The 22,954-nt window shown below is 54.9% G+C and carries 20 protein-coding genes, 6 tRNA genes and 1 other RNA gene; 11 read left to right on the top strand and 16 right to left on the bottom strand.

Features of this window, described 5'->3' with window-relative positions; translation table 11 throughout:
* Window positions 1-39: 39 nt before the first annotated feature.
* Window positions 40-951, top strand: coding sequence for a cysteine synthase CysM (gene cysM, locus NWP14_RS14720; protein ID WP_076947704.1), 912 nt, complete (start codon window positions 40-42; stop codon window positions 949-951).
* Here cysM and NWP14_RS14715 read toward each other — a convergent pair.
* Together NWP14_RS14715 and ptsJ are read right to left on the bottom strand one after the other, a co-directional pair.
* Entirely contained in the window at window positions 948-1,349 is a 402-nt protein-coding gene (locus NWP14_RS14715; RefSeq protein WP_346430938.1) for an SgcJ/EcaC family oxidoreductase, read from the bottom strand. The two genes, cysM and NWP14_RS14715, sit on opposite strands and share 4 nt — an antisense overlap.
* Before the next feature lie 5 nt (window positions 1,350-1,354).
* Window positions 1,355-2,662, bottom strand: coding sequence for a transcriptional regulator PtsJ (gene ptsJ, locus NWP14_RS14710; RefSeq protein ID WP_375215565.1), 1,308 nt, complete (start codon window positions 2,660-2,662; stop codon window positions 1,355-1,357).
* Between the two features lie 82 nt (window positions 2,663-2,744).
* On the opposite strand from ptsJ, the gene pdxK reads away from it, so the two are divergent.
* Entirely contained in the window at window positions 2,745-3,608 is an 864-nt protein-coding gene (pdxK, locus tag NWP14_RS14705) for a pyridoxine/pyridoxal/pyridoxamine kinase (RefSeq protein WP_095100416.1), read from the top strand.
* 66 nt (window positions 3,609-3,674) lie between these two features.
* On the opposite strand, the gene crr is transcribed toward pdxK, so the two are convergent.
* The 5 genes from crr to cysZ all read right to left on the bottom strand — a co-directional run bounded on the left by crr (window position 3,675) and on the right by cysZ (window position 8,594).
* Window positions 3,675-4,184 (bottom strand): PTS glucose transporter subunit IIA, encoded by a 510-nt coding sequence (crr, locus tag NWP14_RS14700; RefSeq protein ID WP_041146650.1) that lies wholly within the window; start codon window positions 4,182-4,184, stop codon window positions 3,675-3,677.
* Window positions 4,185-4,226: 42 nt separating this feature from the next.
* Entirely contained in the window at window positions 4,227-5,954 is a 1,728-nt protein-coding gene (gene ptsI, locus NWP14_RS14695; RefSeq protein ID WP_095100418.1) for a phosphoenolpyruvate-protein phosphotransferase PtsI, read from the bottom strand.
* Window positions 5,955-5,998: 44 nt separating this feature from the next.
* A complete protein-coding gene (ptsH, locus tag NWP14_RS14690) occupies window positions 5,999-6,256 on the bottom strand; it encodes a phosphocarrier protein Hpr (RefSeq protein ID WP_000487600.1) in 258 nt (85 codons plus the stop codon).
* Window positions 6,257-6,637: 381 nt separating this feature from the next.
* Window positions 6,638-7,609, bottom strand: coding sequence for a cysteine synthase A (cysK, locus tag NWP14_RS14685; RefSeq protein ID WP_095100420.1), 972 nt, complete (start codon window positions 7,607-7,609; stop codon window positions 6,638-6,640).
* A gap of 223 nt (window positions 7,610-7,832) precedes the next feature.
* Window positions 7,833-8,594 carry a sulfate transporter CysZ gene (gene cysZ / locus NWP14_RS14680; protein ID WP_095100422.1) on the bottom strand — a complete coding sequence of 254 codons (762 nt, stop codon included), beginning with the start codon at window positions 8,592-8,594 and terminating at the stop codon, window positions 7,833-7,835.
* A gap of 230 nt (window positions 8,595-8,824) precedes the next feature.
* Between cysZ and zipA the strand changes: the two genes are divergently transcribed.
* The 3 genes from zipA (at window position 8,825) to NWP14_RS14665 (ending at window position 12,154) form a co-directional block, all read left to right on the top strand.
* Complete coding sequence (gene zipA / locus NWP14_RS14675) at window positions 8,825-9,844, top strand: cell division protein ZipA (RefSeq protein ID WP_375215564.1); 1,020 nt, start codon at window positions 8,825-8,827, stop codon at window positions 9,842-9,844.
* 74 nt (window positions 9,845-9,918) lie between these two features.
* Entirely contained in the window at window positions 9,919-11,934 is a 2,016-nt protein-coding gene (gene ligA, locus NWP14_RS14670; RefSeq protein WP_375215563.1) for an NAD-dependent DNA ligase LigA, read from the top strand.
* Between the two features lies 1 nt (window position 11,935).
* Window positions 11,936-12,154 carry a putative quorum-sensing-regulated virulence factor gene (locus NWP14_RS14665; protein ID WP_346430944.1) on the top strand — a complete coding sequence of 73 codons (219 nt, stop codon included), beginning with the start codon at window positions 11,936-11,938 and terminating at the stop codon, window positions 12,152-12,154.
* Here NWP14_RS14665 and NWP14_RS14660 read toward each other — a convergent pair.
* Entirely contained in the window at window positions 12,151-13,149 is a 999-nt protein-coding gene (locus tag NWP14_RS14660; RefSeq protein WP_095100426.1) for a bile acid:sodium symporter family protein, read from the bottom strand. The two genes, NWP14_RS14665 and NWP14_RS14660, sit on opposite strands and share 4 nt — an antisense overlap.
* Before the next feature lie 89 nt (window positions 13,150-13,238).
* On the opposite strand from NWP14_RS14660, the gene NWP14_RS14655 reads away from it, so the two are divergent.
* The gene (locus tag NWP14_RS14655; RefSeq protein ID WP_095100428.1) at window positions 13,239-14,165 is read left to right on the top strand and encodes a LysR family transcriptional regulator; all 927 of its coding nucleotides are present in this window, start codon (window positions 13,239-13,241) and stop codon (window positions 14,163-14,165) included.
* Window positions 14,166-14,229: 64 nt separating this feature from the next.
* Here NWP14_RS14655 and NWP14_RS14650 read toward each other — a convergent pair.
* The 5 genes from NWP14_RS14650 to NWP14_RS14630 form a co-directional block, all read right to left on the bottom strand.
* Window positions 14,230-14,366, bottom strand: a non-coding RNA gene (locus NWP14_RS14650) — RtT sRNA.
* A gap of 43 nt (window positions 14,367-14,409) precedes the next feature.
* Window positions 14,410-14,485: transfer RNA gene (locus tag NWP14_RS14645), tRNA-Lys, on the bottom strand.
* A gap of 4 nt (window positions 14,486-14,489) precedes the next feature.
* Window positions 14,490-14,565 (bottom strand) — tRNA-Val (locus NWP14_RS14640).
* 47 nt (window positions 14,566-14,612) lie between these two features.
* Window positions 14,613-14,688 (bottom strand) — tRNA-Val (locus tag NWP14_RS14635).
* A gap of 44 nt (window positions 14,689-14,732) precedes the next feature.
* A tRNA-Val gene (locus tag NWP14_RS14630) sits at window positions 14,733-14,808 on the bottom strand.
* Window positions 14,809-15,067: 259 nt separating this feature from the next.
* On the opposite strand from NWP14_RS14630, the gene gltX reads away from it, so the two are divergent.
* The gene (gene gltX, locus NWP14_RS14625) at window positions 15,068-16,486 is read left to right on the top strand and encodes a glutamate--tRNA ligase (RefSeq protein WP_375215562.1); all 1,419 of its coding nucleotides are present in this window, start codon (window positions 15,068-15,070) and stop codon (window positions 16,484-16,486) included.
* 45 nt (window positions 16,487-16,531) lie between these two features.
* Here gltX and NWP14_RS14620 read toward each other — a convergent pair whose 3' ends face one another.
* Window positions 16,532-16,933 carry a YfeC-like transcriptional regulator gene (locus tag NWP14_RS14620; protein WP_095101331.1) on the bottom strand — a complete coding sequence of 134 codons (402 nt, stop codon included), beginning with the start codon at window positions 16,931-16,933 and terminating at the stop codon, window positions 16,532-16,534.
* Window positions 16,934-16,937: 4 nt separating this feature from the next.
* A complete protein-coding gene (locus NWP14_RS14615; RefSeq protein ID WP_346430946.1) occupies window positions 16,938-17,291 on the bottom strand; it encodes a YfeC-like transcriptional regulator in 354 nt (117 codons plus the stop codon).
* A 219-nt stretch (window positions 17,292-17,510) separates the two neighbouring features.
* Here NWP14_RS14615 and NWP14_RS14610 point away from each other — a divergent pair.
* From NWP14_RS14610 to NWP14_RS14600, 3 genes are all read left to right on the top strand, one after another.
* Window positions 17,511-17,586: transfer RNA gene (locus NWP14_RS14610), tRNA-Ala, on the top strand.
* A 40-nt stretch (window positions 17,587-17,626) separates the two neighbouring features.
* Window positions 17,627-17,702, top strand: a tRNA-Ala gene (locus NWP14_RS14605).
* A gap of 208 nt (window positions 17,703-17,910) precedes the next feature.
* The gene (locus NWP14_RS14600; protein ID WP_375215561.1) at window positions 17,911-20,091 is read left to right on the top strand and encodes an EAL domain-containing protein; all 2,181 of its coding nucleotides are present in this window, start codon (window positions 17,911-17,913) and stop codon (window positions 20,089-20,091) included.
* A gap of 41 nt (window positions 20,092-20,132) precedes the next feature.
* Here the strand turns inward: NWP14_RS14600 and nupC are convergent, their stop codons facing one another.
* Window positions 20,133-21,335 (bottom strand): nucleoside permease NupC, encoded by a 1,203-nt coding sequence (gene nupC, locus NWP14_RS14595; protein WP_095100436.1) that lies wholly within the window; start codon window positions 21,333-21,335, stop codon window positions 20,133-20,135.
* 345 nt (window positions 21,336-21,680) lie between these two features.
* Between nupC and NWP14_RS14590 the strand changes: the two genes are divergently transcribed.
* Window positions 21,681-22,919, top strand: a complete 1,239-nt coding sequence (locus NWP14_RS14590; protein WP_331834781.1) for an Nramp family divalent metal transporter — start codon at window positions 21,681-21,683, stop codon at window positions 22,917-22,919.
* Window positions 22,920-22,954: the final 35 nt, after the last annotated feature.

The following is a 22,954-nucleotide window of genomic DNA, read 5'->3' as shown; positions in this document are numbered from 1 at the left end:
GGTAAACTAACGTCCCGGCCTTTTTATTGGGTAAAAACCGTGAATACATTAGAACAAACCATCGGCAATACTCCTCTGGTTAAACTGCAGCGCCTGGGGCCGGACAACGGCAGTGAAATCTGGGTCAAACTGGAAGGCAATAATCCGGCGGGTTCCGTTAAGGACCGCGCCGCGCTTTCGATGATCGTTGAGGCGGAAAAACGCGGCGAAATCGCGCCTGGCGACGTGCTGATTGAAGCGACCAGCGGCAATACCGGCATCGCGCTGGCGATGATTGCGGCGCTGAAAGGCTATCAGATGAAGCTGCTGATGCCCGACAATATGAGCCAGGAACGCCGCGCCGCCATGCGGGCATACGGCGCTGAGCTGATTTTGGTCACCAAAGAGCAGGGGATGGAGGGCGCGCGCGACCTCGCCGCTGAGATGGCGCAGCGTGGCGAAGGCAAGCTGCTGGATCAGTTCAATAATCCCGATAACCCCTACGCGCACTACACCACGACCGGGCCGGAAATTTGGCAGCAGACCGAGGGGCGCATCAGTCACTTCGTCTCCAGCATGGGAACGACCGGTACGATTACCGGCGTCTCACGCTTCCTGCGCGAACAGCATAAGCCGGTGAGTATCGTGGGCCTGCAGCCGGAGGAGGGGAGCAGCATCCCGGGTATCCGCCGCTGGCCGGCGGAGTATATGCCGGGCATTTTTAACGCCTCGCTGGTGGATGCGGTGCTGGATATTCATCAGCAGGATGCGGAAAACACCATGCGCATGCTGGCGATCCGCGAAGGCATTTTTTGCGGCGTAAGCTCCGGCGGGGCGGTAGCCGGAGCGCTGCGCATTGCCCGGGAAAACCCCGGTGCGGTGGTGGTGGCGATCGTTTGCGATCGCGGCGATCGCTATCTCTCCACCGGCGTGTTTGGCGAAGAGCACTTTGCCCAGGGCGCGGGTATCTAAGCCGGCGGCTGGTCCAGCAGGTCGGTGCCGTAAGAGTTGTCAACGGTACACAGCCAGCGTTCGTTCTGCAGCTGGAAAACATAGGTCGCGCGGCGCGTGACCCGTGTTGAGCCGCCTTCCGCGGCGGGGATATCCAGACGGGTTTCCATAATCACCAGCGCATTCCCCGCGCCTTCAATAATCTCCATTTTTCCCTGGGTGACGACCAGCCGATGTTGAAAATAGTCGGCAATCGCCACAAAAGCCTTGCGGATGTTCTCTTTGCCCCTGACCACCATTCCCGGCTTAACGACCAGCACGGCGTCTTCAGCGTAGAAAGCCATTAAGGTGGCGTAGTCTTCCTGCGAGATAGCCCGGTCGCAGGCTTCGATGACGGCTTTTAGCTGCGGGTTTGACATGATACTTACTCCGGTTTTTGTGGGGACAGCGCGTGATGGAGATCGTTTGCCAGCCGGTCAATCTCATCAGGAGTGAGGGTGGCGAGCGAGAGCCGTAATCCATACGACGGCGCGCGAACGCCAAAGGGCTCTCCTTCGCGCACCAGCCAACCCGCGCGGGCTAAACGCAGCGCCAGCGGCTGGCTCGGCGCCGCTAGCGGAAGCCAAAAGTTCAGGCCATCGCCTGGGCCTGGGTTTTCGATACCGCGGCGGGTAAGGGCGCTGGCCAGCCTTTCGTTACGCTGGCGGTAAGCGCGACGGGTTGCCGTCAGGGAGGCGATAAACGCACTATCATTCAGGCAGGCCAGTACCAAATCCTGCAGCAGGTGGCTGACCCACTGGCTACCCGAGTTGAGCCGCAGCCTCAGCGCCGCTGAGGTTGTGGGATCGCTGGCGACAACCGCCAGGCGTAAATCGGGTCCCAGCGCTTTTGACATCGAGCGGATCAGCGCCCAGCGCTGGGTTTGCGCAGGCAGAGGAGATCGCCACGGCGTGGATGACAGCAGCGCGAAATGATCGTCGAGGATCACCAGCACCTGCGGGTAGCGGGCCAGTATTTCGCGGATCGCTGCGGCCCGCGCTTCGCTAAGGCTGCAGCCGGTGGGATTATGCGCGCGTGGCGTAATAATCACCGCCCGGGCGCCTTGACGTAACGCCTCCTCCAGCGCGGCGGGCTGCATGCCTTCGCCATCAACCGGCGCCGGGCAGGCGTTAAAACCGGCATAGCGCAGCATATTGATGCTGCTGAGAAAGCAGGGGTCTTCCACCACCACCCGATCGCCGGGCAGCAGCAGCGCGCACAGTAGCCGCTCCAGCGCGTCAATCGCGCCGCTGGTGAGATTGATTTCACTCTCAACCCCGGCGTCTTTCTGCACCCGGTCCTGGGCCCAGCGGGCCAGCCTCGGGTCGACGGCCGCGCTGCCATACAGGCGCGGAGCCGGGCTGAGGGTGCTGAGGTAGCGGTTGAGATCGGGGAGACGCTGAGGGTCGGGGTTGCCGCTGGAAATATCGTGCAGCGCGGAGCCCTGGGCGCTGCCTTCCAGCACCACTGGCGCGCTGGCGGCTTTGATTGCCGTACCGTTGCGTCCCTGGCTGACGGCCAGGCCGGAGGTCACCAGGCGCTTATAGGCGGCGGCAACGGTATTGCGGTTAACGGCGAGTCTGGCAGCCAGCTCGCGAACCGGAGGCAGCATGTCATCGGGCTGTAACGTCCCGCTCTGCACCAGATGACGGATGTTATCAAAGATATCATTGGCGGTTTTTCCGGCGAACATTATTGACCTATGACAAAATGAATTTTAGCATAAGACGAATGATAATCAGGGTATAACCCGCTGTCCAGCGGGAGGAGACAGGATGGGCCAGCAAGACGAAATACAATCGGTGCTCTTCAATGATAAAAGCCGGGCGCTGCAGGTCGATATCGTTGCTGTGCAGTCGCAGGTCGTTTATGGCAGCGTGGGCAACAGCATCGCGGTGCCGGCGATCGAGCAGCACGGCCTGCGGGTAATGGCGGTGCCGACGGTGCTGTTCAGCAATACGCCGCACTACGATACGTTCTACGGCGGGGTGATCCCTGAAGAGTGGTTTGTTGGCTATCTGCGCGCGCTGGAAGAGCGCGATGCGTTACGCGAGCTGCGGGCGGTTACCGCAGGCTATATGGGTAGCGCGGTGCAGATTGAGCGGCTGGCGCAGTGGCTGCTGCGGATCCGCGAAAGCCATCCGCAGCTGTGTATTCTGGTCGATCCGGTGATTGGCGACGTTGATAGCGGCATTTACGTTAAGGCCGAAATCCCTCAGGCCTACCGTCGCCACCTGCTGCCGCTGGCCCAGGGGATCACGCCTAACCTTTTTGAGCTGGAAACGCTAAGCGGTATGTCCTGCCGCAGCCAGCAGGAGGCGGTTAACGCCGCGCGTAGCCTGCTGTCCGGGACGCTAAAATGGGTGGTGATCACCAGCGCGCCGGGCCTCGATAACGCCACGATCAATGTGCTGGTGGTGACGGCAGATTCGGTGGAGGTGGTCGTCCATCCGCGGGTAGAAACGGATCTGAAGGGAACGGGCGACCTTTTCTGCGCCGAGCTTATCAGCGGTTTAGTCTGCGGACTGGCGTTAGGTGAAGCGACGCGGGCAGCGGCGCAGCGGGTGCTGGCGGTGATGACCTGGACTGCGGAGCGCGGCAGCGATGAGCTGATTTTGCCGCCGGCGGGAAGAGGGTAGCTGCAGGCGCGGCGATGCTGAGATAAAAAAATGGCGCCAGGAGGCGCCATTTTTCTGCGGCAAGAATTACTTCTTGATGCGAATCACCGGGGTTTCACCCACGGTTACGCTACCGGACAGTTTGATCAGCTCTTTGATCTCGTCCATGTTGGAGATAACAACCGGAGTCAGGGTAGACTTGGCCTTCTCTTCCAGCAGCGGCAGGTCGAATTCGATAACCGGGTCACCGATTTTCACGCGCTGGCCTTCTTCGGCAATACGCTTGAAGCCTTCGCCTTTCAGCTCAACGGTATCAATACCGAAGTGAACGAACAGCTCAATGCCGCTATCGGATTCGATAGAGAACGCATGGTTGGTTTCAAAGATTTTACCGATGGTACCGTCTACCGGCGCAACCATTTTGTTGCCGGTAGGTTTGATGGCGATGCCATCACCCACAATTTTTTCTGCAAAAACCACATCCGGCACGTCTTCGATGTTAACGATCTCGCCAGAGAGCGGAGCAATAATCTCAATAGTTCCGGTGTCTTTTTTGTCATCAGAAACCAGAGATTTCAATTTATCGAACAAACCCATGATCTTCTCCTAAGCAGTAATTTGGGCCGCGCATCTTATGGATTAGCAGATTGTTTTTTCTTCAATGAACTTGTTAACCAGCGTCATTAACTCGTCCGTTGTCGGTTGAGCAAGAGCCTGCTCTGCTAATACTTTCGCATCTTCGAAGTTCGTGTTACGAATAATCTTCTTGATACGCGGGATGGAAATGGCGCTCATAGAGAATTCGTCCAGCCCCATACCCAGCAACAGAAGTGTAGCACGTTCATCGCCCGCAAGCTCACCACACATGCCAGTCCATTTACCTTCAGCGTGAGAAGCATCAATAACTTGCTTAATCAGCGTCAGGACGGATGGTGACATTGGCTGGTAAAGATGTGAAATCATATCATTACCACGGTCAACTGCCAGAGTATACTGCGTTAAATCATTGGTTCCGATGCTAAAGAAATCAACTTCTTTCGCTAAGTGACGGGCAATCGTGGCAGCGGCCGGTGTTTCAACCATCACGCCAACTTCGATTGTTTCGTCAAATGCTTTACCTTCGTCGCGCAGTTCCTGCTTGTAGATTTCAATCTCTTTCTTCAGTGCACGGACTTCTTCAACAGAGATGATCATCGGGAACATGATGCGCAGTTTGCCGAAAGCAGAGGCACGCAGGATGGCGCGAACCTGGTCACGCAGGATCTCTTTACGATCCATCGCGATACGCACGGCACGCCAGCCGAGGAACGGGTTCTCTTCTTTCGGGAAGTTCATGTACGGCAGCTCTTTGTCGCCACCGATATCCATGGTGCGAACGATAACAGCCTGAGAGCCGCACGCTTCAGCTACCGCTTTGTAGGCCGCGAACTGTTCTTCTTCAGTCGGCAGCGCGTCGCGGTCCATGAACAGGAATTCGGTACGGTACAGGCCTACGCCTTCCGCGCCGTTACGTTCAGCGCCGTCGATGTCGCGAACGGTACCGATGTTGGCACAGACTTCAACCTGATGGCCGTCGAGCGTAATGGCCGGCAGATCTTTCAGCTTCGCCAGCTCGGCTTTTTCTTCAGCAACCTGGGCCTGCAGATCGCGCAGCTCTTCAATTTGTTCGTTGCTCGGGTTAACCAGAACCTGGTTGTTGACCGCGTCAAGAACCAGATAATCGCCGTTTTTCACCTGCGAGGTTACGCTACCGGTGCCCACAATTGCCGGCAGCTCAAGGGAGCGCGCCATGATGGAGGTGTGGGAAGTACGGCCGCCCGCGTCGGTGATAAAGCCCAGCACCTTGTTCAGGTTCAGCTGTGCAGTTTCCGACGGGGTGAGATCGGCGGCAACCAGAATGACTTCATCCTGAATCGCGCTCAGATCGATGATAGCCAGGCCGAGGATGTTACGCAGCAGGCGCTTACCAATATCGCGTACGTCAGCCGCACGCTCTTTCAGGTATTCATCATCCAGCTCTTCCAGAGCGATAGCCTGGCCTTCGATAATTTCATTGGCCGCCGCGTCGGCAGTCATGTGCTTATCTTTAATCAGGGCTATGATTTCCTGCTCAAGCTCCTCATCTTCCAGCAGCATGATGTGCCCTTCGAAGATGGCTTCTTTTTCTTCACCGAAAGTTTCACCAGCTTTGGTTTTTATGACCTCCAGCTGGGCGGAGGCCTTGGTGCGGCCACTCAGGAAACGTTCAATTTCCTGCTCAACCTTATCGGCAGAAATTTTCTTCCGGTCGATGACAATTTCGTCTTCTTTCAGCAGGAGAGCCTTACCGAAAGCGATACCCGGGGATGCTAAAATGCCTGAAATCATAACCCTACCTTACTTGTGACTGATATTAAAAAGAACCCGTGAACTTATTCGAGTTCAGCCATCAGTTTTACCAGATGCTCAACTGCTTTCTGCTCATCTTCGCCTTCAGCGGAGATGGTGACTACGGTACCCTGAGTCAGACCCAGAGTTTGCAGTTTGAACAGGCTTTTGGCGCTGGCGCTTTTGCCGTTGGAGGTAACAGTGATCTCAGAAGTAAAGCCTTTAGCTTCTTTAACAAACTGAGCAGCAGGGCGGGTGTGCAGACCGTTCGGAGCGGTAATGGTAACTTCTTGCTGGAACATTATATTTCCCCAACTTATAGGTTTAGTGTTGTGGACCTAAAGTCTAGCCTAACGGCAAGGCTTTAGCCTGTATTGTTAGCGCCGGCGTTACGTGTCTGGCTAAGGTGTCAGCAGCGGGTAATCGCTGCGCAGACCATCTGGCCGTTGACGTCTGGCACGTCATTAAACATTATGCCGCGAAAGGAAGACTTGAACCAAATCATAAAATCGATTCAGCTTATGGAAATCCAATTCTGAATAATTTCGCGCATCAAAATAAATGTGCTGGTTAAATACCAGACCCTACGCGGTGAATCAATGCCAGGAGGGGTAAAACTTTGACGTATGCCACAAAAAAGCACCTAAAAAGGTGCTTTTTTACACGATACCTACAAGCTGGCATCACTGTTGCAGTTCTTTCTCGGTGAAGAGATCGGCAAACAGCGCTGTGCTTAAATAACGCTCACCAGAAGACGGTAGGATAACCACTATATTCTTATTGGTAAAGGCCTCATCTTCCTGCAGCTTGAGGGCTGCGGCAACGGCGGCTCCGGAAGAGATACCGGCGAGGATACCTTCTTCGTCCATCAGGCGACGGGCGGTCGAGATAGCCTCTTCGTTGGTGATGGCCACAACTTTATCGACCAGCTTCAGATCGAGGTTGCCCGGAATAAAGCCGGCGCCGATACCCTGAATTTTGTGCGGGCCAGGCTTAAGCTCAACGCCAGCCAGCGCCTGAGCGATCACCGGCGAATCGGTCGGTTCCACCGCAACGGTAATCAGATCTTTTTTGCCCTTGGTGCCTTTAATGTAGCGACTCACGCCGGTCAGCGTACCGCCGGTGCCGACGCCGGAGATAAAGACGTCAACCTGACCATCGGTATCTTCCCAGATTTCCGGGCCGGTGGTCTTTTCATGAATTTCCGGGTTAGCCGGGTTGCTGAACTGCTGCAGCAGCAGATATTTTTCCGGGTCGCTGGCAACGATTTCTTCGGCTTTTTGAATCGCCCCTTTCATGCCTTTCGCGCCTTCGGTCAGTACCAGATTGGCACCCAGCGCTTTCAGCAGCTTACGTCGTTCGATGCTCATGGTTTCCGGCATGGTCAGCGTCAGCTTGTAGCCACGCGCTGCGGCGACGTAGGCGAGGGCGATACCGGTGTTGCCGCTGGTCGGTTCTACCAGCTCAACGCCAGCTTTCAATACTCCGCGTTTCTCAGCATCCCAAATCATATTGGCACCGATACGGCATTTGACGCTAAAGCTCGGGTTGCGAGATTCAACCTTTGCCAGGATGCGTCCGTTACCGATTCGGTTCAGTCGGACTAGCGGCGTATGACCGATAGTCAGGGAGTTATCTTCAAAAATCTTACTCATGGCCCGTCCTTAACTGTATGAAATTTGGGAGTACGGCTCCAGCATACCCGCTTAAAGAATATGCGGAAGTAAGGATTTAGCATATCTATATTCGTAAGGGAAATAATGGCAAGCCAGAAGGAATAAGGTGAGGCATAAGCCACCGCCCGATGGTGCTGAAAATGTGGGGTTTCGCAGTCCCGATTTTTGGCCCATCCATAGGCCTGCGCGCATCCGTCTGGGCTTATTTCCACATCGCATGTTTATCGCGATAGCAGTCGACCCACATCGCCGTTGCGCCGCAAATGGCCACCGGCAGGATAACCAGATTGAGGACCGGGATCATGGTGAACAGGCTGGTCAGCGCGCCAAACTGCATATTGGTGACTTTGCGCGTACGCAGCGCCTCGCGCATGGTTTTAAACGGAACCTTGTGGTTATCAAACGGGTAGTCGCAGTACTGAATGGCCAGCATCCACGCGCTGAACAGGAACCACAGCACCGGGGCAACGGTCTGGCCGATACCAGGAATGAAGTAAAGGATCAGCAGGATGATGGCGCGCGGCAGATACCAGGAAAACTTTTGCCATTCGCGTTTCATAATGCGCGGGACATCTTTCATGATGCCAAATACGCCGACGTCCGGAGGCGTTGCGCCGGTTAAGCGCGCTTCCAGCTGTTCCGCCAGCAGGCCGCTAAACGGGGCGGCAATCCAGTTGGCGATGGTTGAGAAAAAGTAGCCGAAGACCAGCAGAATCGAGATGACCATCACCGGCCAAAGCAGATAGTTTAGCCAGTTCAGCCATTCCGGCACGTGGCTCATCAGCGAGGGGATCCAGCTATCAAGGCGCGTGAACAGCCACCAGAAGGCGCCGCCCATCAGGATAATATTGACCAGTAAAGGCAAAAATACGTAACGACGAATTCCCGGCAGCCCGATCAGTTTCCAGCCCTGCGAAAAATAGTAAACGCCGCTACGCGGGGAAGTTGCGGATGATGAAACCATGGTCAGGCAATGCTCCTTTTTTGACATTCAGGCTGAATGCCCGCTTATTTTATCGGGTTGCCGGACAATAACCAGTTAGGAAATGTTCGAAAAAGCAGCAAAAAGCACGATTTAGTTCATCTTTATGTAGTGAAAGCGGTAGACCCACTTGCACTCGGCGTAATCGACAAATACTCTTAGTAAGTAAATGTTTGCCGTGGTGGCAAGGTGTTAGAACAACAGAGAATATAATGATGCAGGATTTGCGTCTGATATTAATCATTGTTGGCGCGATCGCCATAATCGCTTTACTGGTACACGGTTTCTGGACCAGCCGTAAAGAACGTTCCTCGATGTTTCGCGATCGCCCACTAAAACGTATGAAGTCTCGCGATGACGAAGAGTCTGAAAGCGATGGCTTTGATGACGATGTTGAAGGCGTAGGTGAGGTTCGCGTTCACCGGGTTAATCACGCCCCAAATGGCCACAATGGGGAGCAAGAGGCACCTCGTCAGACGCCACAACACCAGTATCAGCCACCTTACGAACGTCAGGTGCAGCCGCCCGTGCGTGCGGAAGAGCCCGTTCGTCAGCCGCAGCCTGCTCATCACCACCAGCAGGCCCCGCAGCCGCAAACCAGCGCGCCTCAGCGCCAGCCCGCGCCGCAGCAGCCTGTGCCGCATCAACCCCAGCCCGTAGCGCAGCCGCAGCAGGCGCCTCAGCAGCCGATAGTTCAGAGCGCACCGCAGCAGCCTGCTCCGGTCCAGCCAGCCGCCGCCGCACCGTCTCAGCCAGCGCCTGAACCGGTTGTCGCCGAACCACCGCAGCCGGCCCCGCAGCCAAAAGAGCGCAAAGAGACGGTCATCGTGATGAACGTGTCAGCGCATCAGGGCTCGCAGATCAACGGTGAAGTGTTGATTAACAGCATCCAGCAGGCGGGCTTCAAATTTGGCGATATGAATATATTCCATCGTCATCTTAGCCCGGACGGCAGCGGCCAGGTCCTGTTCAGCCTGGCTAATATGGTGAAACCCGGTACCTTTAATCCGGACAGTATGGCGAATATGACGACGCCTGGGGTCACTATCTTTATGCAGGTGCCGTCCTTCGGCGATGAGCTGCAAAACTTTAAGCTGATGCTGCAATCTGCGCAGTACATCGCCGACGAAGTCGGTGGCGTGGTGCTGGACGATCAGCGTCGGATGATGACTCCGCAGAAAATGCGTGAATATCAAGACCGTATTCGTGAAGTGAAAGAGGCTAACGCCTGATTCACCGACCTGCGTTTCGTCTCCCAATCCTGAACCCCCGCCCGTCGGGGGTTTTTTATCATTGATGGTGCGATATGGAACCGATCGAACAAAAACTGACTGAACTGCGAACCACGCTTCGCCATCATGAATATCTGTACCACGTTATGGATACCCCTGAAGTGCCCGATGCGGAATACGACCGGCTGATGCGCGAACTGCGCGAGCTGGAAGCCCTGCATCCCGAGCTCATCGTCTCCGACTCGCCGACTCAACGCGTGGGGGCGGCTCCGCTGGCCTCCTTTAGCCAGGTTCGTCATGAAGTCCCGATGCTCTCGCTGGATAACGTTTTTGACGAAGAGAGCTTCCTCGCTTTTAACAAGCGCGTTCAGGACCGACTGAAAAGCAGCGACGATCTGGTCTACTGCTGTGAGCTGAAGCTGGACGGGCTGGCCGTGAGTATTCTGTACGAAAACGGCGTGCTGGTGCAGGCCGCAACGCGCGGCGACGGCACCACCGGAGAGGATATTACCTCTAATGTGCGGACGATTCGCGCGATCCCGCTGAAGCTGCGCGGTGACAATATCCCTGCGCGTCTGGAAGTACGCGGTGAGGTGTTCCTGCCGCAGGCCGGGTTCGAAAAAATTAACGAAGAGGCGCGTCGCAGCGGCGGGAAAGTCTTCGCGAACCCGCGCAATGCGGCCGCCGGCTCCCTGCGTCAGCTCGATCCGCGGATTACGGCGAAGCGACCGCTTACTTTCTTCTGCTACGGCGTGGGTACGCTGGAAGGCGGCGAGCTGCCGGCGAGCCATTCCGGGCGTCTGCAGCAGTTTAAGGCCTGGGGATTGCCGGTCAGCGAGCGCGTAAAGCTCTGCCGCACTCCAGAGGAAGTGCTTACTTACTATCGTAAGGTTGAGGAGGACCGCCCGACGTTAGGTTTCGATATCGATGGCGTGGTCATCAAAGTGGACTCCCTTGAGCTTCAGGAGCAGCTCGGCTTTGTCGCCCGCGCTCCGCGCTGGGCCGTCGCCTTTAAGTTCCCCGCTCAGGAGCAGATGACCTTCGTACGCGACGTTGAGTTCCAGGTCGGCCGTACCGGAGCAATCACTCCGGTGGCGCGCCTCGAGCCGGTCCATGTGGCCGGCGTGCTGGTGAGTAACGCCACGTTGCATAACGCCGATGAAATTGAACGACTGGGTCTACGAATTGGCGATAAGGTGGTGATCCGCCGCGCCGGAGACGTTATTCCTCAGGTGGTTAACGTTGTGCTGTCCGAACGCCCGGAGGATACGCGTGAAATCCTCTTCCCGACCCATTGTCCGGTGTGCCATTCGGACGTTGAGCGCGTTGAAGGCGAAGTGGTGACGCGCTGTACCGGCGGATTAATTTGCGGCGCGCAGCGTAAAGAGGCCTTAAAGCATTTTGTTTCCCGTCGCGCGTTAGATGTTGAGGGCATGGGCGAGAAGATCATCGACCAGCTGGTTGAGAAAGAGTATGTGCACACGCCGGCCGACCTGTTCCGCTTAAGCCCAGGTAAGCTCACCGGCCTTGAGCGTATGGGGCCAAAGTCGGCGCAAAACGTGGTCAATTCGTTGGAAAAATCGAAAGAGACGACCTTTGCCCGCTTCCTGTACGCGCTTGGCATTCGTGAGGTCGGCGAGGCAACGGCCGCAGGGCTGGCGGCGCATTTTGCAACGATTGAGGCACTCGAGCAGGCATCAGTTGACGATCTGCAGAAGGTGCCTGATGTCGGCATTGTGGTGGCTACCCACGTGCGCAATTTCTTTGCTGAGGAGAGCAACCGCGAGGTTATCGCTCAGCTGCTCGCGGAGGGCGTCCGCTGGCCCGCGCCGGTGGTGGTCAATGCCGAAGAGATCGATAGCCCGTTTGCCGGCAAAACCGTAGTCCTGACCGGTAGCCTGAGCCTGCTGTCCCGTGATGATGCAAAAGCGCGGCTGGCGGCGCTGGGGGCGAAAGTGGCGGGCAGCGTGTCAAAGAAAACCGATCTGGTGATTGCCGGGGAAGCGGCGGGGTCGAAGCTGGCTAAAGCGCAGGAGCTGGGGATTGCGGTGATCGATGAAGCCGAAATGCTGCGGCTGTTGGGAGATTAACGTGGATAAGGAACGGCTTATCGAGATTGCCAATACGGAAATGCCGTTTGGCAAATATAAAGGTCGTCGTTTGATTGACCTGCCTGAAGAGTATTTGCTGTGGTTTGCCCGTAAGGAGCAGTTTCCCGCCGGGCATCTTGGCGAGCTGATGGCGTTAACCTTATTGATTAAAACCGAAGGGCTGACCCAGCTGGTTCAGCCCCTCAAGCAGCCGCGTTAAGCCTCTGGCGCGCTGGCGTTTTCACGCGCCAGCCGCTCTTCCGCCTGTCGTTTATAGCGTCGTGCCAGCACGGCGCACACCATCAGCTGGATCTGATGGAAAATCATCAGCGGCAGCACCATGATCCCCAGAATCGAGGTTGGAAAGAGAATATTGGCCATCGGGATCCCGTTTGCCAGGCTCTTTTTCGATCCGCAGAAGACAATGGTAATTTCATCCGCTTTATTGAAGCCGCATTTGCGCGCCACAAAGATGTTAATGGCGATAACGATGGCCAGCAGCACGATGCTGACGGCGACGATGAAAAGCAGCGAGCCTGGACCGACTTTATGCCAGATACCGTTCACCACCGCCTCACTAAACGCCGAGTAGACGACCAGCAGGATAGAGGTCTGATCGGTTTTTGAAATCCATTTTTTATGCCGCGCCACCCATGCGCCGATCCACGGACGGGACAGATGACCGAGGACGAACGGCAGCAGAAGCTGCAGCATAATCTTGCCGACCTGCTCCAGGCTGCCGCCGGCGCCGTGCAGATTCATCAGTAGCCCGACCAGCAGCGGTGAAATGAAAATTCCCAGCAGGCTCGATGCCGAGGCTGAACATACGGCCGCCGCTACGTTTCCGCCAGCCAGCGAAGTGAAAGCGATCGCTGACTGCACGGTAGCGGGCAGAATGCAGAGATAAATAAAGCCGGTATAGAGCGCAGGATCGACGTTTATCGGCGCCCACCACGCAAACAGCACCCCCAAAACGGGGAAGACGATAAAGGTGCTGCACATCACCCACAGATGCAAACGCCAGTGGCCGCCGCCGGAGATAATCGCCTCGCGGGAGAGCTTTGCGCCGTGCATAAAGAACAGCAGGGCAATGGCCGCGGTGGTGAGGTGCTCAAAGAAGGGGACAAATTCGCCGCGCGCCGGGAAAAAGGAGGCCAGCAGGACGACGGTAACCAGGGTAAGGGTAAATGGGTCAAGAATGCGGAAAAATTTCATAATCGCTCCTGAAAATCGATTTCGCTATTGTGCTTTTTTTAGTTTGAGAAATAAAATTGATTTATTGCATCTATTCATGAATAAAAAAGATGAATTATTCGCTGCGTCAGTTAAAGGTATTTGTCACCGTCGCCAGGGCGAGAAGCTTCAGCCGGGCAGGGGAGATGATTGGGCTCAGCCAGTCGGCGGTGAGCCATAGCGTCAAGGAGCTGGAGCATCAGACCGGCGTGCGGCTGCTGGACAGAACCACCCGGGAGGTGGTGCTGACGGAGGCGGGGCATCAGCTGGCGGGTCGGCTTGAGCGGCTGCTGGACGAGCTGAACAGTACGCTGCGCGACGCCGGACGCGTGGGTCAGCAGCTGACGGGAACCGTGCGGGTTGCCGCCAGCCAGACGATTTCCGCCCATCTGATCCCCCAGTGTATTGCGCACAGCAATCAGCGCTACCCGGAGATTGATTTTGTGCTGCACGATCGCCCTCAGCAGTGGGTTCTGGAGAGTATTCGCCAGGGTGAGGTAGATTTTGGCATTGTTATCGATCCCGGCGCCGCGACGGATTTGCAGTGTGAGACGGTCCTGTCGGAGCCGTTTTTGCTTTTATGTCGGGAGGATCATCCTTTTGCCGAAAGGGCATCGGTGAGCTGGCAGGATCTTCACCGGCAACGGCTGGTATTGCAGGATTACGCCTCCGGCAGCCGGCCGCTGATTGATGCCGCGCTGGCGCGCTTTGGCATTGATGCCAATATTGTGCAGGAGATTGGGCATCCGGCTACGCTGTTTCCGATGGTGGAGTCAGGCATTGGCATCAGTATTCTACCGGCGCTGGCGCTACCGCTGCCTCAAGGCAGCCATTTGCGGGTCAAGCGGCTAACCCCGGTTGTTGAGCGTCAGCTGATGCTGGCGCAGCGTAAGAAACGCTCGCTCTCAACCGCCGCGCAGGCGCTGTGGGAAGTGGTGCGTGAAGAGGGGAATACGCTGACCGCGGGCAGAGCTGACGATCCGCTGTATCAGCGGTGAGGCGTGAGTCCGTGGAGACGGGCGTGGTATTCAGAAACGAAAAAGCGGGTGTGAAGGATATGAGTGGTGGGTCGTGCAGGATATCACTCGTCTCATCCTGAGACTCGCCCTGCGGGTCGCCGCAGGCGGCAATGCAAAATCGTTCCCGACGATTTTGTCGGACCTGCGGCAGGTTCTCATCCTGCACGGTTGAGCAGGGTGCTCAGAAACGAAAAAAGCGCCTAAAGGCGCTTTTTTCTGAATATGGTGGGTCGTGCAGGATTCGAACCTGCGACCAATTGATTAAAAGTCAACTGCTCTACCAACTGAGCTAACGACCCGAAGTGGTGGGTGATGACGGGATCGAACCGCCGACCCCCTCCTTGTAAGGGAGGTGCTCTCCCAGCTGAGCTAATCACCCACTTCGGTACTTCACATTTTTAACAAGAAATCCAGCTGGCGAGAAAGTGGTGGGTGATGACGGGATCGAACCGCCGACCCCCTCCTTGTAAGGGAGGTGCTCTCCCAGCTGAGCTAATCACCCACTTCTCAATTTCTTGCTACACGGCGGAGACTACTTAAAGTAGTTGGTGGGTGATGACGGGTTCGAACCGCCGACCCCCTCCTTGTAAGGGAGGTGCTCTCCCAGCTGAGCTAATCACCCCCGCTGTGTGGAGTCGCATTATAGGGAGAGTTGAAAATGAGTCAACGCCTTTTCTAAATAATTTGTTTGTTCGTCGTAAAATTAAACAAAACGATCGCGAAAGCATCCGCAGCGCATGATTTATAAACAAAAATGGCAAAGCGTTACGTTCAGACGGGAACTCCATTGAGGAATCAGCCTACGGTGTTAGAATATTGAGCCATAAATACCAACAGACTCTGCCGGTTGTCGGCATCTTTATTAAACGTAAGGCCATTTCATGAAAATCAAAACTCGCTTCGCGCCCAGCCCGACAGGCTATCTGCACGTTGGCGGCGCGCGTACTGCTCTCTACTCCTGGCTTTTTGCCCGCAATAACAACGGTGAGTTTGTACTGCGTATTGAAGACACCGATCTTGAGCGCTCCACGCCGGAAGCAATTGAAGCCATTATGGATGGGATGAACTGGCTGAATCTGGAATGGGACGAAGGTCCGTATTTCCAGACTAAACGTTTTGACCGTTACAACGCCGTTATTGATGAAATGCTGGTAGCAGGCACGGCCTATAAATGCTACTGCTCTAAAGAGCGTCTGGACGCTCTGCGCGAAGAGCAGATGGCAAATGGCGAAAAACCTCGCTATGACGGGCGCTGTCGCCATGGTCACGAACACCATGCGGATAACGAACCGTGCGTGGTGCGTTTTGCCAACCCGCAGGACGGTTCCGTCATCTTTGACGATCAGATCCGCGGACCGATTGAATTCAGTAATCAGGAGCTGGACGATCTGATCATCCGCCGCACCGACGGCTCCCCGACCTATAACTTCTGCGTTGTCGTGGATGACTGGGATATGAAGATCACGCACGTGATCCGTGGTGAAGACCATATCAACAATACCCCGCGCCAGATCAATATCCTTAAGGCATTGAACGCGCCGGTACCGGTATATGCGCACGTTTCGATGATCAATGGCGATGACGGCAAAAAGCTCTCCAAGCGTCATGGCGCGGTGAGCGTGATGCAGTACCGCGACGATGGCTACCTGCCTGAAGCGCTGTTGAACTATCTGGTACGTCTGGGCTGGTCCAGCGGCGATCAGGAGATCTTCTCTCGTGAAGAGATGATTAAGCTCTTCTCCCTCGGCGCGGTCAGCAAATCCGCCAGCGCGTTTAACACCGAGAAGCTGCAGTGGCTGAATCATCACTACATTAACTCTCTGGCGCCGGAGTATGTGGCAACGCATCTGCAATGGCATATCGAGCAGGAAAATATCGATACCCGTAACGGCCCGCAGCTGGCTGAACTGGTGAAGCTGCTCGGCGAGCGTTGCAAAACGCTGAAGGAGATGGCGGCAAGCTGCCGTTACTTCTATGAAGAGTTCGACGAGTTTGACGCCGACGCGGCGAAAAAACATCTGCGCCCGGTTGCGCGTCAGCCGCTGGAAGTCGTACGCGATAAGCTGGCTGCGGTGACCGACTGGACGGCAGAGAACGTTCATCACGCTATTCAGGCAACGGCGGACGAGCTGGAAGTCGGGATGGGTAAAGTCGGGATGCCGCTGCGCGTTGCGGTTACCGGCGCTGGACAATCCCCGGCTCTCGACGTGACCGTTCATGCGATTGGTAAATCCCGCAGCGTAGAACGCATCAACAAAGCGCTGGCATTTATTGCTGAACGCGAAAGCCAGCAGTCCTGAGCATCATAAGCTACGCATAACGGCAGGTATATTCCTGCCGTTTTTTTACTCTTTCGACCGCTCGCCGCTAATTCCCAGACGCGATAAAAATCCGCTGATGCCTTCTCTTGCAAGAAAGTCCCGCAAATGCTGCTGTTCTTCTGGCGTCATCAGATGGAGCGTCTCGGCAATTTGTCGCCAGATAGCCCCTGCATCATTAATAAAATAGTGGCCAGGCGGTTCAGCCAGCTGATAATCGGCAATCAGATGCCGCAGCGCGGGAATATTTGCCAGAAAATCGAGAACCGTCCTGTCGATAACGATGAGACGGGCACGCCCACCTTTGACGCCGGGAATAGCCTCCGTACGCCATTTTTGCTCTCTGACCCAGCGGTTAATCGTTTGTCTGGCGAGGCCAAGACATTCCGCAAGCTCTGCCGGGGTCATCTTATCTTTTAATTTCATCATCATGTTACTGGTCGCGAATATCCAGGCGATGGAGTAAGCCGGTAATACCTTCACGCAGCAGAAGTGACATCAGCTTTTTCTGTTCGCCGGGGGTCATCTCTTTGCTGAGCGTAAGCAGCAGCGGCTCAAGGTCGTTTTCTACGGTGGCATAAGGGGAAGGCGTTTCCGCCACGCGCTGGGCACTGCGAATAAAATCGCGCACCTGCTCGTTTACGTGCACGAGGCGAGCTTTGCCTCCCTGCACGCCGGGTCGGGGGGATGTTTGCCATCCTTCTTTGCGTACCCACTTATTGATCGTCTGCCGGCTGAAGCCAGTGAGATGGGCGATTTCTTCAGGTGTCATTCGTTCCTTGAGCATACTATTTCCTGAGTAAAAATGTGGGAATTAGTTGTTCATGTTATAGCATCCTTTTACATGAAAGAGTGACATGTTTAACTTCTCCCTGCGATAAGCTTCGCAATGTCAGCTATTTGCCTGCTTTTTCAGCGATCAAATTAAGAGGGGTGATTTTGCCGTTGACACCTGACGAAGGAATTCATATTATGCGGCCCGTCAACACGACACGTTTTATGTTACGGGGCTATAGCTCAGCTGGGAGAGCGCTTGCATGGCATGCAAGAGGTCAGCGGTTCGATCCCGCTTAGCTCCACCAAATCCTGTTCCCATCAGGTTTGGTTTTAAAACGTTCTGTTGGGGCTATAGCTCAGCTGGGAGAGCGCTTGCATGGCATGCAAGAGGTCAGCGGTTCGATCCCGCTTAGCTCCACCAAATATCGAAACCCTCGCTACGGCGGGGGTTTTTTGTTTTCCTCCTGCCAACGTAAAGCACTCTGTGCTTACGTCAGAAAATCTCCTGCTATTAGAGTGAAATGTAATTTAAGATTTTTCCCTGGCTTATTACCTTGCCTGCCATAATTAACCAACATAGTATTTGTATATTAAATATAATTCCGGCGCGGGAGCTTTAATTAACAATAATGACAGGCAAATTTAACATTAATATCAGAAGATCTTTACTCGCGTTGATCGTTTGTTTAATTACAATTCCATTAGCCAGATTTATTTCACCTCAGGCAATGATTGACGGTAACCAAATATTTCTCGCCTGGTTACCGCTAAGTATGATGTACGCGGTTATCTTTATTTTTGGCCGCTATGCGATAGGCCCGCTGATTATCGCCTTTGCTATCACCAACGCCTGGATAATCCCGCTGACGGTACCGCAGGCGGCAATCTTATTATTCTGCCAGCTGTTCTCGGTGCTGGCCTCATGCGCCGTTGTCCGCATGCTGCTTGGTAAAGCGTGGCGCAGCGGGTTAACGGCGAAGCGGATGGGCATCAGAATCTTTTGGGGCGGATTTTTTGCTCCCGTGCTCATGAAAGTTACCATGTATCTGGCGGGGGGGTTTTTTTCTTTCCCTCTGGTTATATCGAGCTATTTCAAAGATATGCCGGCAATTTATACCATTATAGATATTCAGAGTTTGATTTGCGCTGCATTAATTTTTACCACCTTCTTTTATTATCCTTTGCGGATGATTATCAATCCGCGTTTTGCCCGCACATTCTGGCTCCATCATTGTCAACCGTGGCTTACGCGCGAGCGTCGGATATTTACGCTGTACTGGTTCATAGCGCTCGTGGCAATATTACTGGTGCTCTGTGCACCTTATAATTCTGTTTTTATTGCCGGTTATTTGGTACCACTTATTTTCATCCTTTATTTTATTGGTATTAGCCGGCTGGGCCATGCGCTGATTCGTATTTCATGGTCCGTTTCAGCATTTTTACTGGTCGCGTATAATCAAAATTTCCTGCAGGGCGTAAAGACAGAATACGCATTATCATTTGTTCTCTCGGTACTCATCTCATTCACCATCTGCTTGTTTTATATGCTGGATATCTACGCTCAGAACGAGCGAATCAAGCTCAGATGGCGAGATCAGGCGCAGGAGGACCCGCTGACCGGGCTGCCTAATCTTCGCGCGCTGGAGTGTCATTTACGCCGCAACCCCGAAGTAGCCATCAGCAGCCTGCGAATTGATAACCTGGATTTCCTCAGCCGCCATTACGGCATGATGATGCGCGTGCACTGCAAGCGGCAAATTGCCGCTAAGGTACAGCCGCTGCTGGGGCCGGGAGATAAAATATTTCAGCTACCCGGTAGCGAGCTGCTGCTGGTGCTGTGCGGGCCGGAACCCGAGGCGCGGCTAGGCCACATCGTGGCGATTCTTAACCACAAGAAATTTATCTGGAATAACCAGGCGCTGGATCTGGAGTTTGGCGCATCGTGGGGCAGGCATCACGGCGTCGAGGCCGAGCTTCATCCGATGCTGGGCCAGCTGAGCTGGCTTTCGGAGCAGGCCGGCGCCACGCAGCGGGTGCTGGCGCTGGATGCGGCGCAGGAGCAGGTTTCCGATCAAACCAGCGAGCAGGTGCGTATGCTGACCCGGATCAAGCAGGCGCTCAATAAACGCGATCTCGTGCTGTATGCCCAGCCGATCCGGAACGCGGCGGGGGAGGGCTATTATGAAGTGCTTACGCGGATGCAGTGCGGAGAAACCGTCATTACGCCGGAGCGGTTTATTCCGCTCATCGTGCAGTTCAACCTGAGCCAGCGTTTCGACATGCTGGTGCTGGAAACGTTGTTCAGCACGCTACACCGGCATCCGGGCCAGCACTTCTCCGTTAATCTGCTGCCCTACACCCTGATGCAGCGCGATAGCGCGGCGCAGATTATTGCTTTGTTCAGGCGCTACCAGCTCCAGGGCGAAGCGATTACCATCGAAATTACCGAAGAGCAGGCATTCTGCGATGAGCAAACCAGCCTGCACAACATCCAGCAGCTGCGGGGTTTTGGCTGCGCCATTGCTATCGATGACTTCGGTACCGGCTATGCGAACTATGAGCGACTGAAAAGGCTCCAGGCGGATATCGTGAAGATTGACGGCTGCTTCGTGCGCGACGTGGAGACCGATCCTCTGGATGCGATCATTATTAAATCCATTATCGAGATGGCGAGGGTGAAAAATCTGACGGTTGTGGCGGAGTACGTGGAAACGGAAGAGCAGAAGGCGCGGCTGCTGGCGCTCGGCGTCGACTATTTGCAGGGCTACCTGATCGGCAAGCCTCGGCCGCTTCAGGAATTACAGGCGTAAAAAAGCCGGGACCAGCCCGGCTTTTGCACAACCTTAAGAAATTACAGTACCAGCGCGGCGATAGACGCTGAGAGCACGCTCACCAGGGTCGAGCCGTAAACCAGCTTCAGGCCAAAGCGGGAAACAACGTTACCCTGCTCTTCGTTCAGGCCTTTAATCGCCCCGGCAATAATCCCGATTGAGGAGAAGTTGGCGAAGGAGACCAGGAAGATGGAGATAATGCCTTCCGCGCGCGGAGAGAGCGTGCTGGCAATTTTCTGCAGATCCATCATTGCGACAAATTCGTTTGAAACCAGCTTGGTGGCCATAATACTGCCGACCTGCAGCGCTTCACCAGCCGGCACGCCCATCACCCATGCAATCGGGTAGAAGATGTAGCCGAGGATGCCCTGGAAGGAGATGCTGTAACCGAACCAACCGGTAACGGTCGCGAACAGGGCGTTCAGCGCAGAGATCAGCGCGATGAAGCCAATCAGCATCGCGGCAACGATAATCGCTACTTTAAAGCCTGCCAGGATGTACTCACCCAGCATTTCAAAGAAGCTCTGGCCTTCATGCAGATTCGACATCTGCAGATTTTCTTCGCTTTCATCAACGCGGTACGGGTTAATCAGCGACAGTACGATAAAGGTGCTGAACATATTAAGCACCAGCGCCGCAACGACATATTTCGGCTGCAGCATCGTCATGTACGCGCCGACGATAGACATGGAAACGGTGGACATCGCAGTAGCCGCCATGGTGTACATGCGGTTACGCGACATTTTGCCGAGGATATCTTTATACGCGATAAAGTTTTCCGACTGGCCTAGAATCAGCGAGCTGACTGCGTTGAATGATTCCAGTTTACCCATGCCGTTAATTTTGGACAGCACGGTACCGATCGCGCGAATGACGATAGGCAGGATGCGGATATGCTGCAAAATACCGATTAGCGCGGAAATGAAGACGATTGGGCACAAAACCTTGAGGAAGAAGAAGGCGAGGCCTTTATCGTTCATATTGCCGAAGACGAAGTTGGTCCCTTCGTTAGCAAAGCCGAGAAGTTTTTCGAACATCTCGGAGAATCCTTTCACGAAGCCCAGACCGATATCGGAGTTCAGGAAGAACCAGGCCAGCAAGACTTCAATGACTAGCAATTGAATAACATAACGAATACGAATCTGCTTACGGTTGTGGCTGACCAAAAGGGCCAAAATAGCCACCACGACGATCGCGAGGATAAAGTGCAGGACGCGGTCCATATTTGCTCCAAATATGAGGCAGGTTAAATTTCTGTGCACATTCTATGTAACAAGCCCAAAGAAAACGAGATCAAATCCACACTATTGCAAGGAACTGTGACTAATCACCAAAATAGTGATCAAACATACATTTTTGTTATGTTGCGTAAAGGTTTTAAAAGTTGCTTAGTTGTACTAATCTGATGACCAGGCGAGATGTACTTCCATCACTGCCACCTTTTCGTTGTTAGCCGCTATCGTTCCCCCCTATCAAAGCAATAATTATCGCCGTTATAAATGAACTTGATAATCATTCGCATTTTGGTAGCATCAAACATAGCAAAGGCTATATTTCTGAGGCAGAAAATGACAAGCAGTCGCGTTGAGAATAGCAGCGGTCGCGCAGCGCGCAAGATGAAGCTCGCTTTGATGGGGCCTGCCTTTATTGCTGCCATCGGGTATATCGATCCCGGTAACTTTGCGACCAATATCCAGGCGGGCGCCAGTTTTGGCTACCAGCTGCTGTGGGTGGTGGTGTGGGCAAACCTGATGGCGATGCTGATTCAGGTTCTGTCGGCAAAGCTGGGAATTGCGACGGGTAAAAATCTCGCGGAGCAGATTCGCGATCACTATCCGCGCCCGGTGGTGTGGTTCTATTGGGTGCAGGCGGAAATTATCGCCATGGCGACGGACCTGGCCGAGTTTATTGGCGCGGCGATCGGCTTTAAGCTGCTTCTTGGCGTCTCTTTACTACAGGGCGCGGTGTTGACCGGTATCGCCACGTTTCTGATTTTGATGCTGCAGCGTCGCGGGCAAAAGCCGCTGGAGAAAGTGATTGGTGGGCTGCTGCTGTTTGTTGCCGGGGCCTACATCGCGGAGCTGATTTTCTCTCAGCCGGCGCTGGCGCCGCTGGCAAAAGGGATGATTATCCCGAGCCTGCCGAACGGGGAAGCGGTGTTCCTGGCGGCCGGGGTTCTGGGGGCAACCATTATGCCTCACGTTATCTATTTGCACTCGTCGCTGACCCAGAATCTGCATGACGGCTCGCGCAAAGAGCGCTATAACGCAACCCGCTGGGATGTGGCGATTGCGATGACGATTGCCGGCTTTGTCAATCTGGCGATGATGGCCACCGCCGCCGCCGCGTTTCACTTTAACGGCCATACCGGCGTCGCCGATCTTGATGCCGCCTACCTGACGCTGGAGCCGCTGCTGAGCCACGCCGCAGCAACTATATTCGGCCTCAGCCTGGTGGCTGCCGGGCTGTCGTCGACGGTTGTCGGCACGCTGGCGGGTCAGGTGGTGATGCAGGGGTTTATTCGTTTTCATATCCCGCTGTGGTTTCGCCGGGCGATCACCATGCTGCCGTCGTTCATCGTCATTATGATGGGGCTCGATCCGACCCGCATCCTGGTGATGAGTCAGGTACTGCTGAGCTTTGGTATTGCGCTGGCGCTGGTGCCGCTGCTGATCTTTACCAGCAACCCGAAGCTGATGGGCGATCTGGTGAATAGCGCATGGATTAAGCGAACCGGCTGGGTCATCGTGGCGATTGTGGTTCTGCTGAACGGCTGGCTGCTGGTGGGGACGGCGTTCGGCTTATAAGTCGATAATAAATTGGGGAGCCTTGCGGCTCCCCA

Source organism: Klebsiella sp. C349492, from assembly GCF_042055345.1.
Classification (GTDB): Bacteria; Pseudomonadota; Gammaproteobacteria; order Enterobacterales; family Enterobacteriaceae; genus Klebsiella; species Klebsiella scottii.
The sequence above is the reverse complement of the archived record's forward strand: the minus strand, read 5'-3'. Positions and strand labels throughout refer to the sequence as shown.

Excerpts from the sequence above, each read along its gene's own strand:
- NWP14_RS14715 (WP_346430938.1), bottom strand. The coding sequence starts at position 1,349 with ATGTCAAACCCGCAGCTAAAAGCCGTCATCGAAGCCTGCGACCGGGCT.
- ptsJ (WP_375215565.1), bottom strand. The coding sequence starts at position 2,662 with ATGTTCGCCGGAAAAACCGCCAATGATATCTTTGATAACATCCGTCAT.
- pdxK (WP_095100416.1), top strand. The coding sequence starts at position 2,745 with ATGGGCCAGCAAGACGAAATACAATCGGTGCTCTTCAATGATAAAAGC.
- crr (WP_041146650.1), bottom strand. The coding sequence starts at position 4,184 with ATGGGTTTGTTCGATAAATTGAAATCTCTGGTTTCTGATGACAAAAAA.
- ptsI (WP_095100418.1), bottom strand. The coding sequence starts at position 5,954 with ATGATTTCAGGCATTTTAGCATCCCCGGGTATCGCTTTCGGTAAGGCT.
- ptsH (WP_000487600.1), bottom strand. The coding sequence starts at position 6,256 with ATGTTCCAGCAAGAAGTTACCATTACCGCTCCGAACGGTCTGCACACC.
- cysK (WP_095100420.1), bottom strand. The coding sequence starts at position 7,609 with ATGAGTAAGATTTTTGAAGATAACTCCCTGACTATCGGTCATACGCCG.
- cysZ (WP_095100422.1), bottom strand. The coding sequence starts at position 8,594 with ATGGTTTCATCATCCGCAACTTCCCCGCGTAGCGGCGTTTACTATTTT.
- zipA (WP_375215564.1), top strand. The coding sequence starts at position 8,825 with ATGATGCAGGATTTGCGTCTGATATTAATCATTGTTGGCGCGATCGCC.
- ligA (WP_375215563.1), top strand. The coding sequence starts at position 9,919 with ATGGAACCGATCGAACAAAAACTGACTGAACTGCGAACCACGCTTCGC.
- NWP14_RS14660 (WP_095100426.1), bottom strand. The coding sequence starts at position 13,149 with ATGAAATTTTTCCGCATTCTTGACCCATTTACCCTTACCCTGGTTACC.
- NWP14_RS14655 (WP_095100428.1), top strand. The coding sequence starts at position 13,239 with ATGAATTATTCGCTGCGTCAGTTAAAGGTATTTGTCACCGTCGCCAGG.
- gltX (WP_375215562.1), top strand. The coding sequence starts at position 15,068 with ATGAAAATCAAAACTCGCTTCGCGCCCAGCCCGACAGGCTATCTGCAC.
- NWP14_RS14620 (WP_095101331.1), bottom strand. The coding sequence starts at position 16,933 with ATGATGAAATTAAAAGATAAGATGACCCCGGCAGAGCTTGCGGAATGT.
- NWP14_RS14615 (WP_346430946.1), bottom strand. The coding sequence starts at position 17,291 with ATGCTCAAGGAACGAATGACACCTGAAGAAATCGCCCATCTCACTGGC.
- NWP14_RS14600 (WP_375215561.1), top strand. The coding sequence starts at position 17,911 with ATGACAGGCAAATTTAACATTAATATCAGAAGATCTTTACTCGCGTTG.
- nupC (WP_095100436.1), bottom strand. The coding sequence starts at position 21,335 with ATGGACCGCGTCCTGCACTTTATCCTCGCGATCGTCGTGGTGGCTATT.
- NWP14_RS14590 (WP_331834781.1), top strand. The coding sequence starts at position 21,681 with ATGACAAGCAGTCGCGTTGAGAATAGCAGCGGTCGCGCAGCGCGCAAG.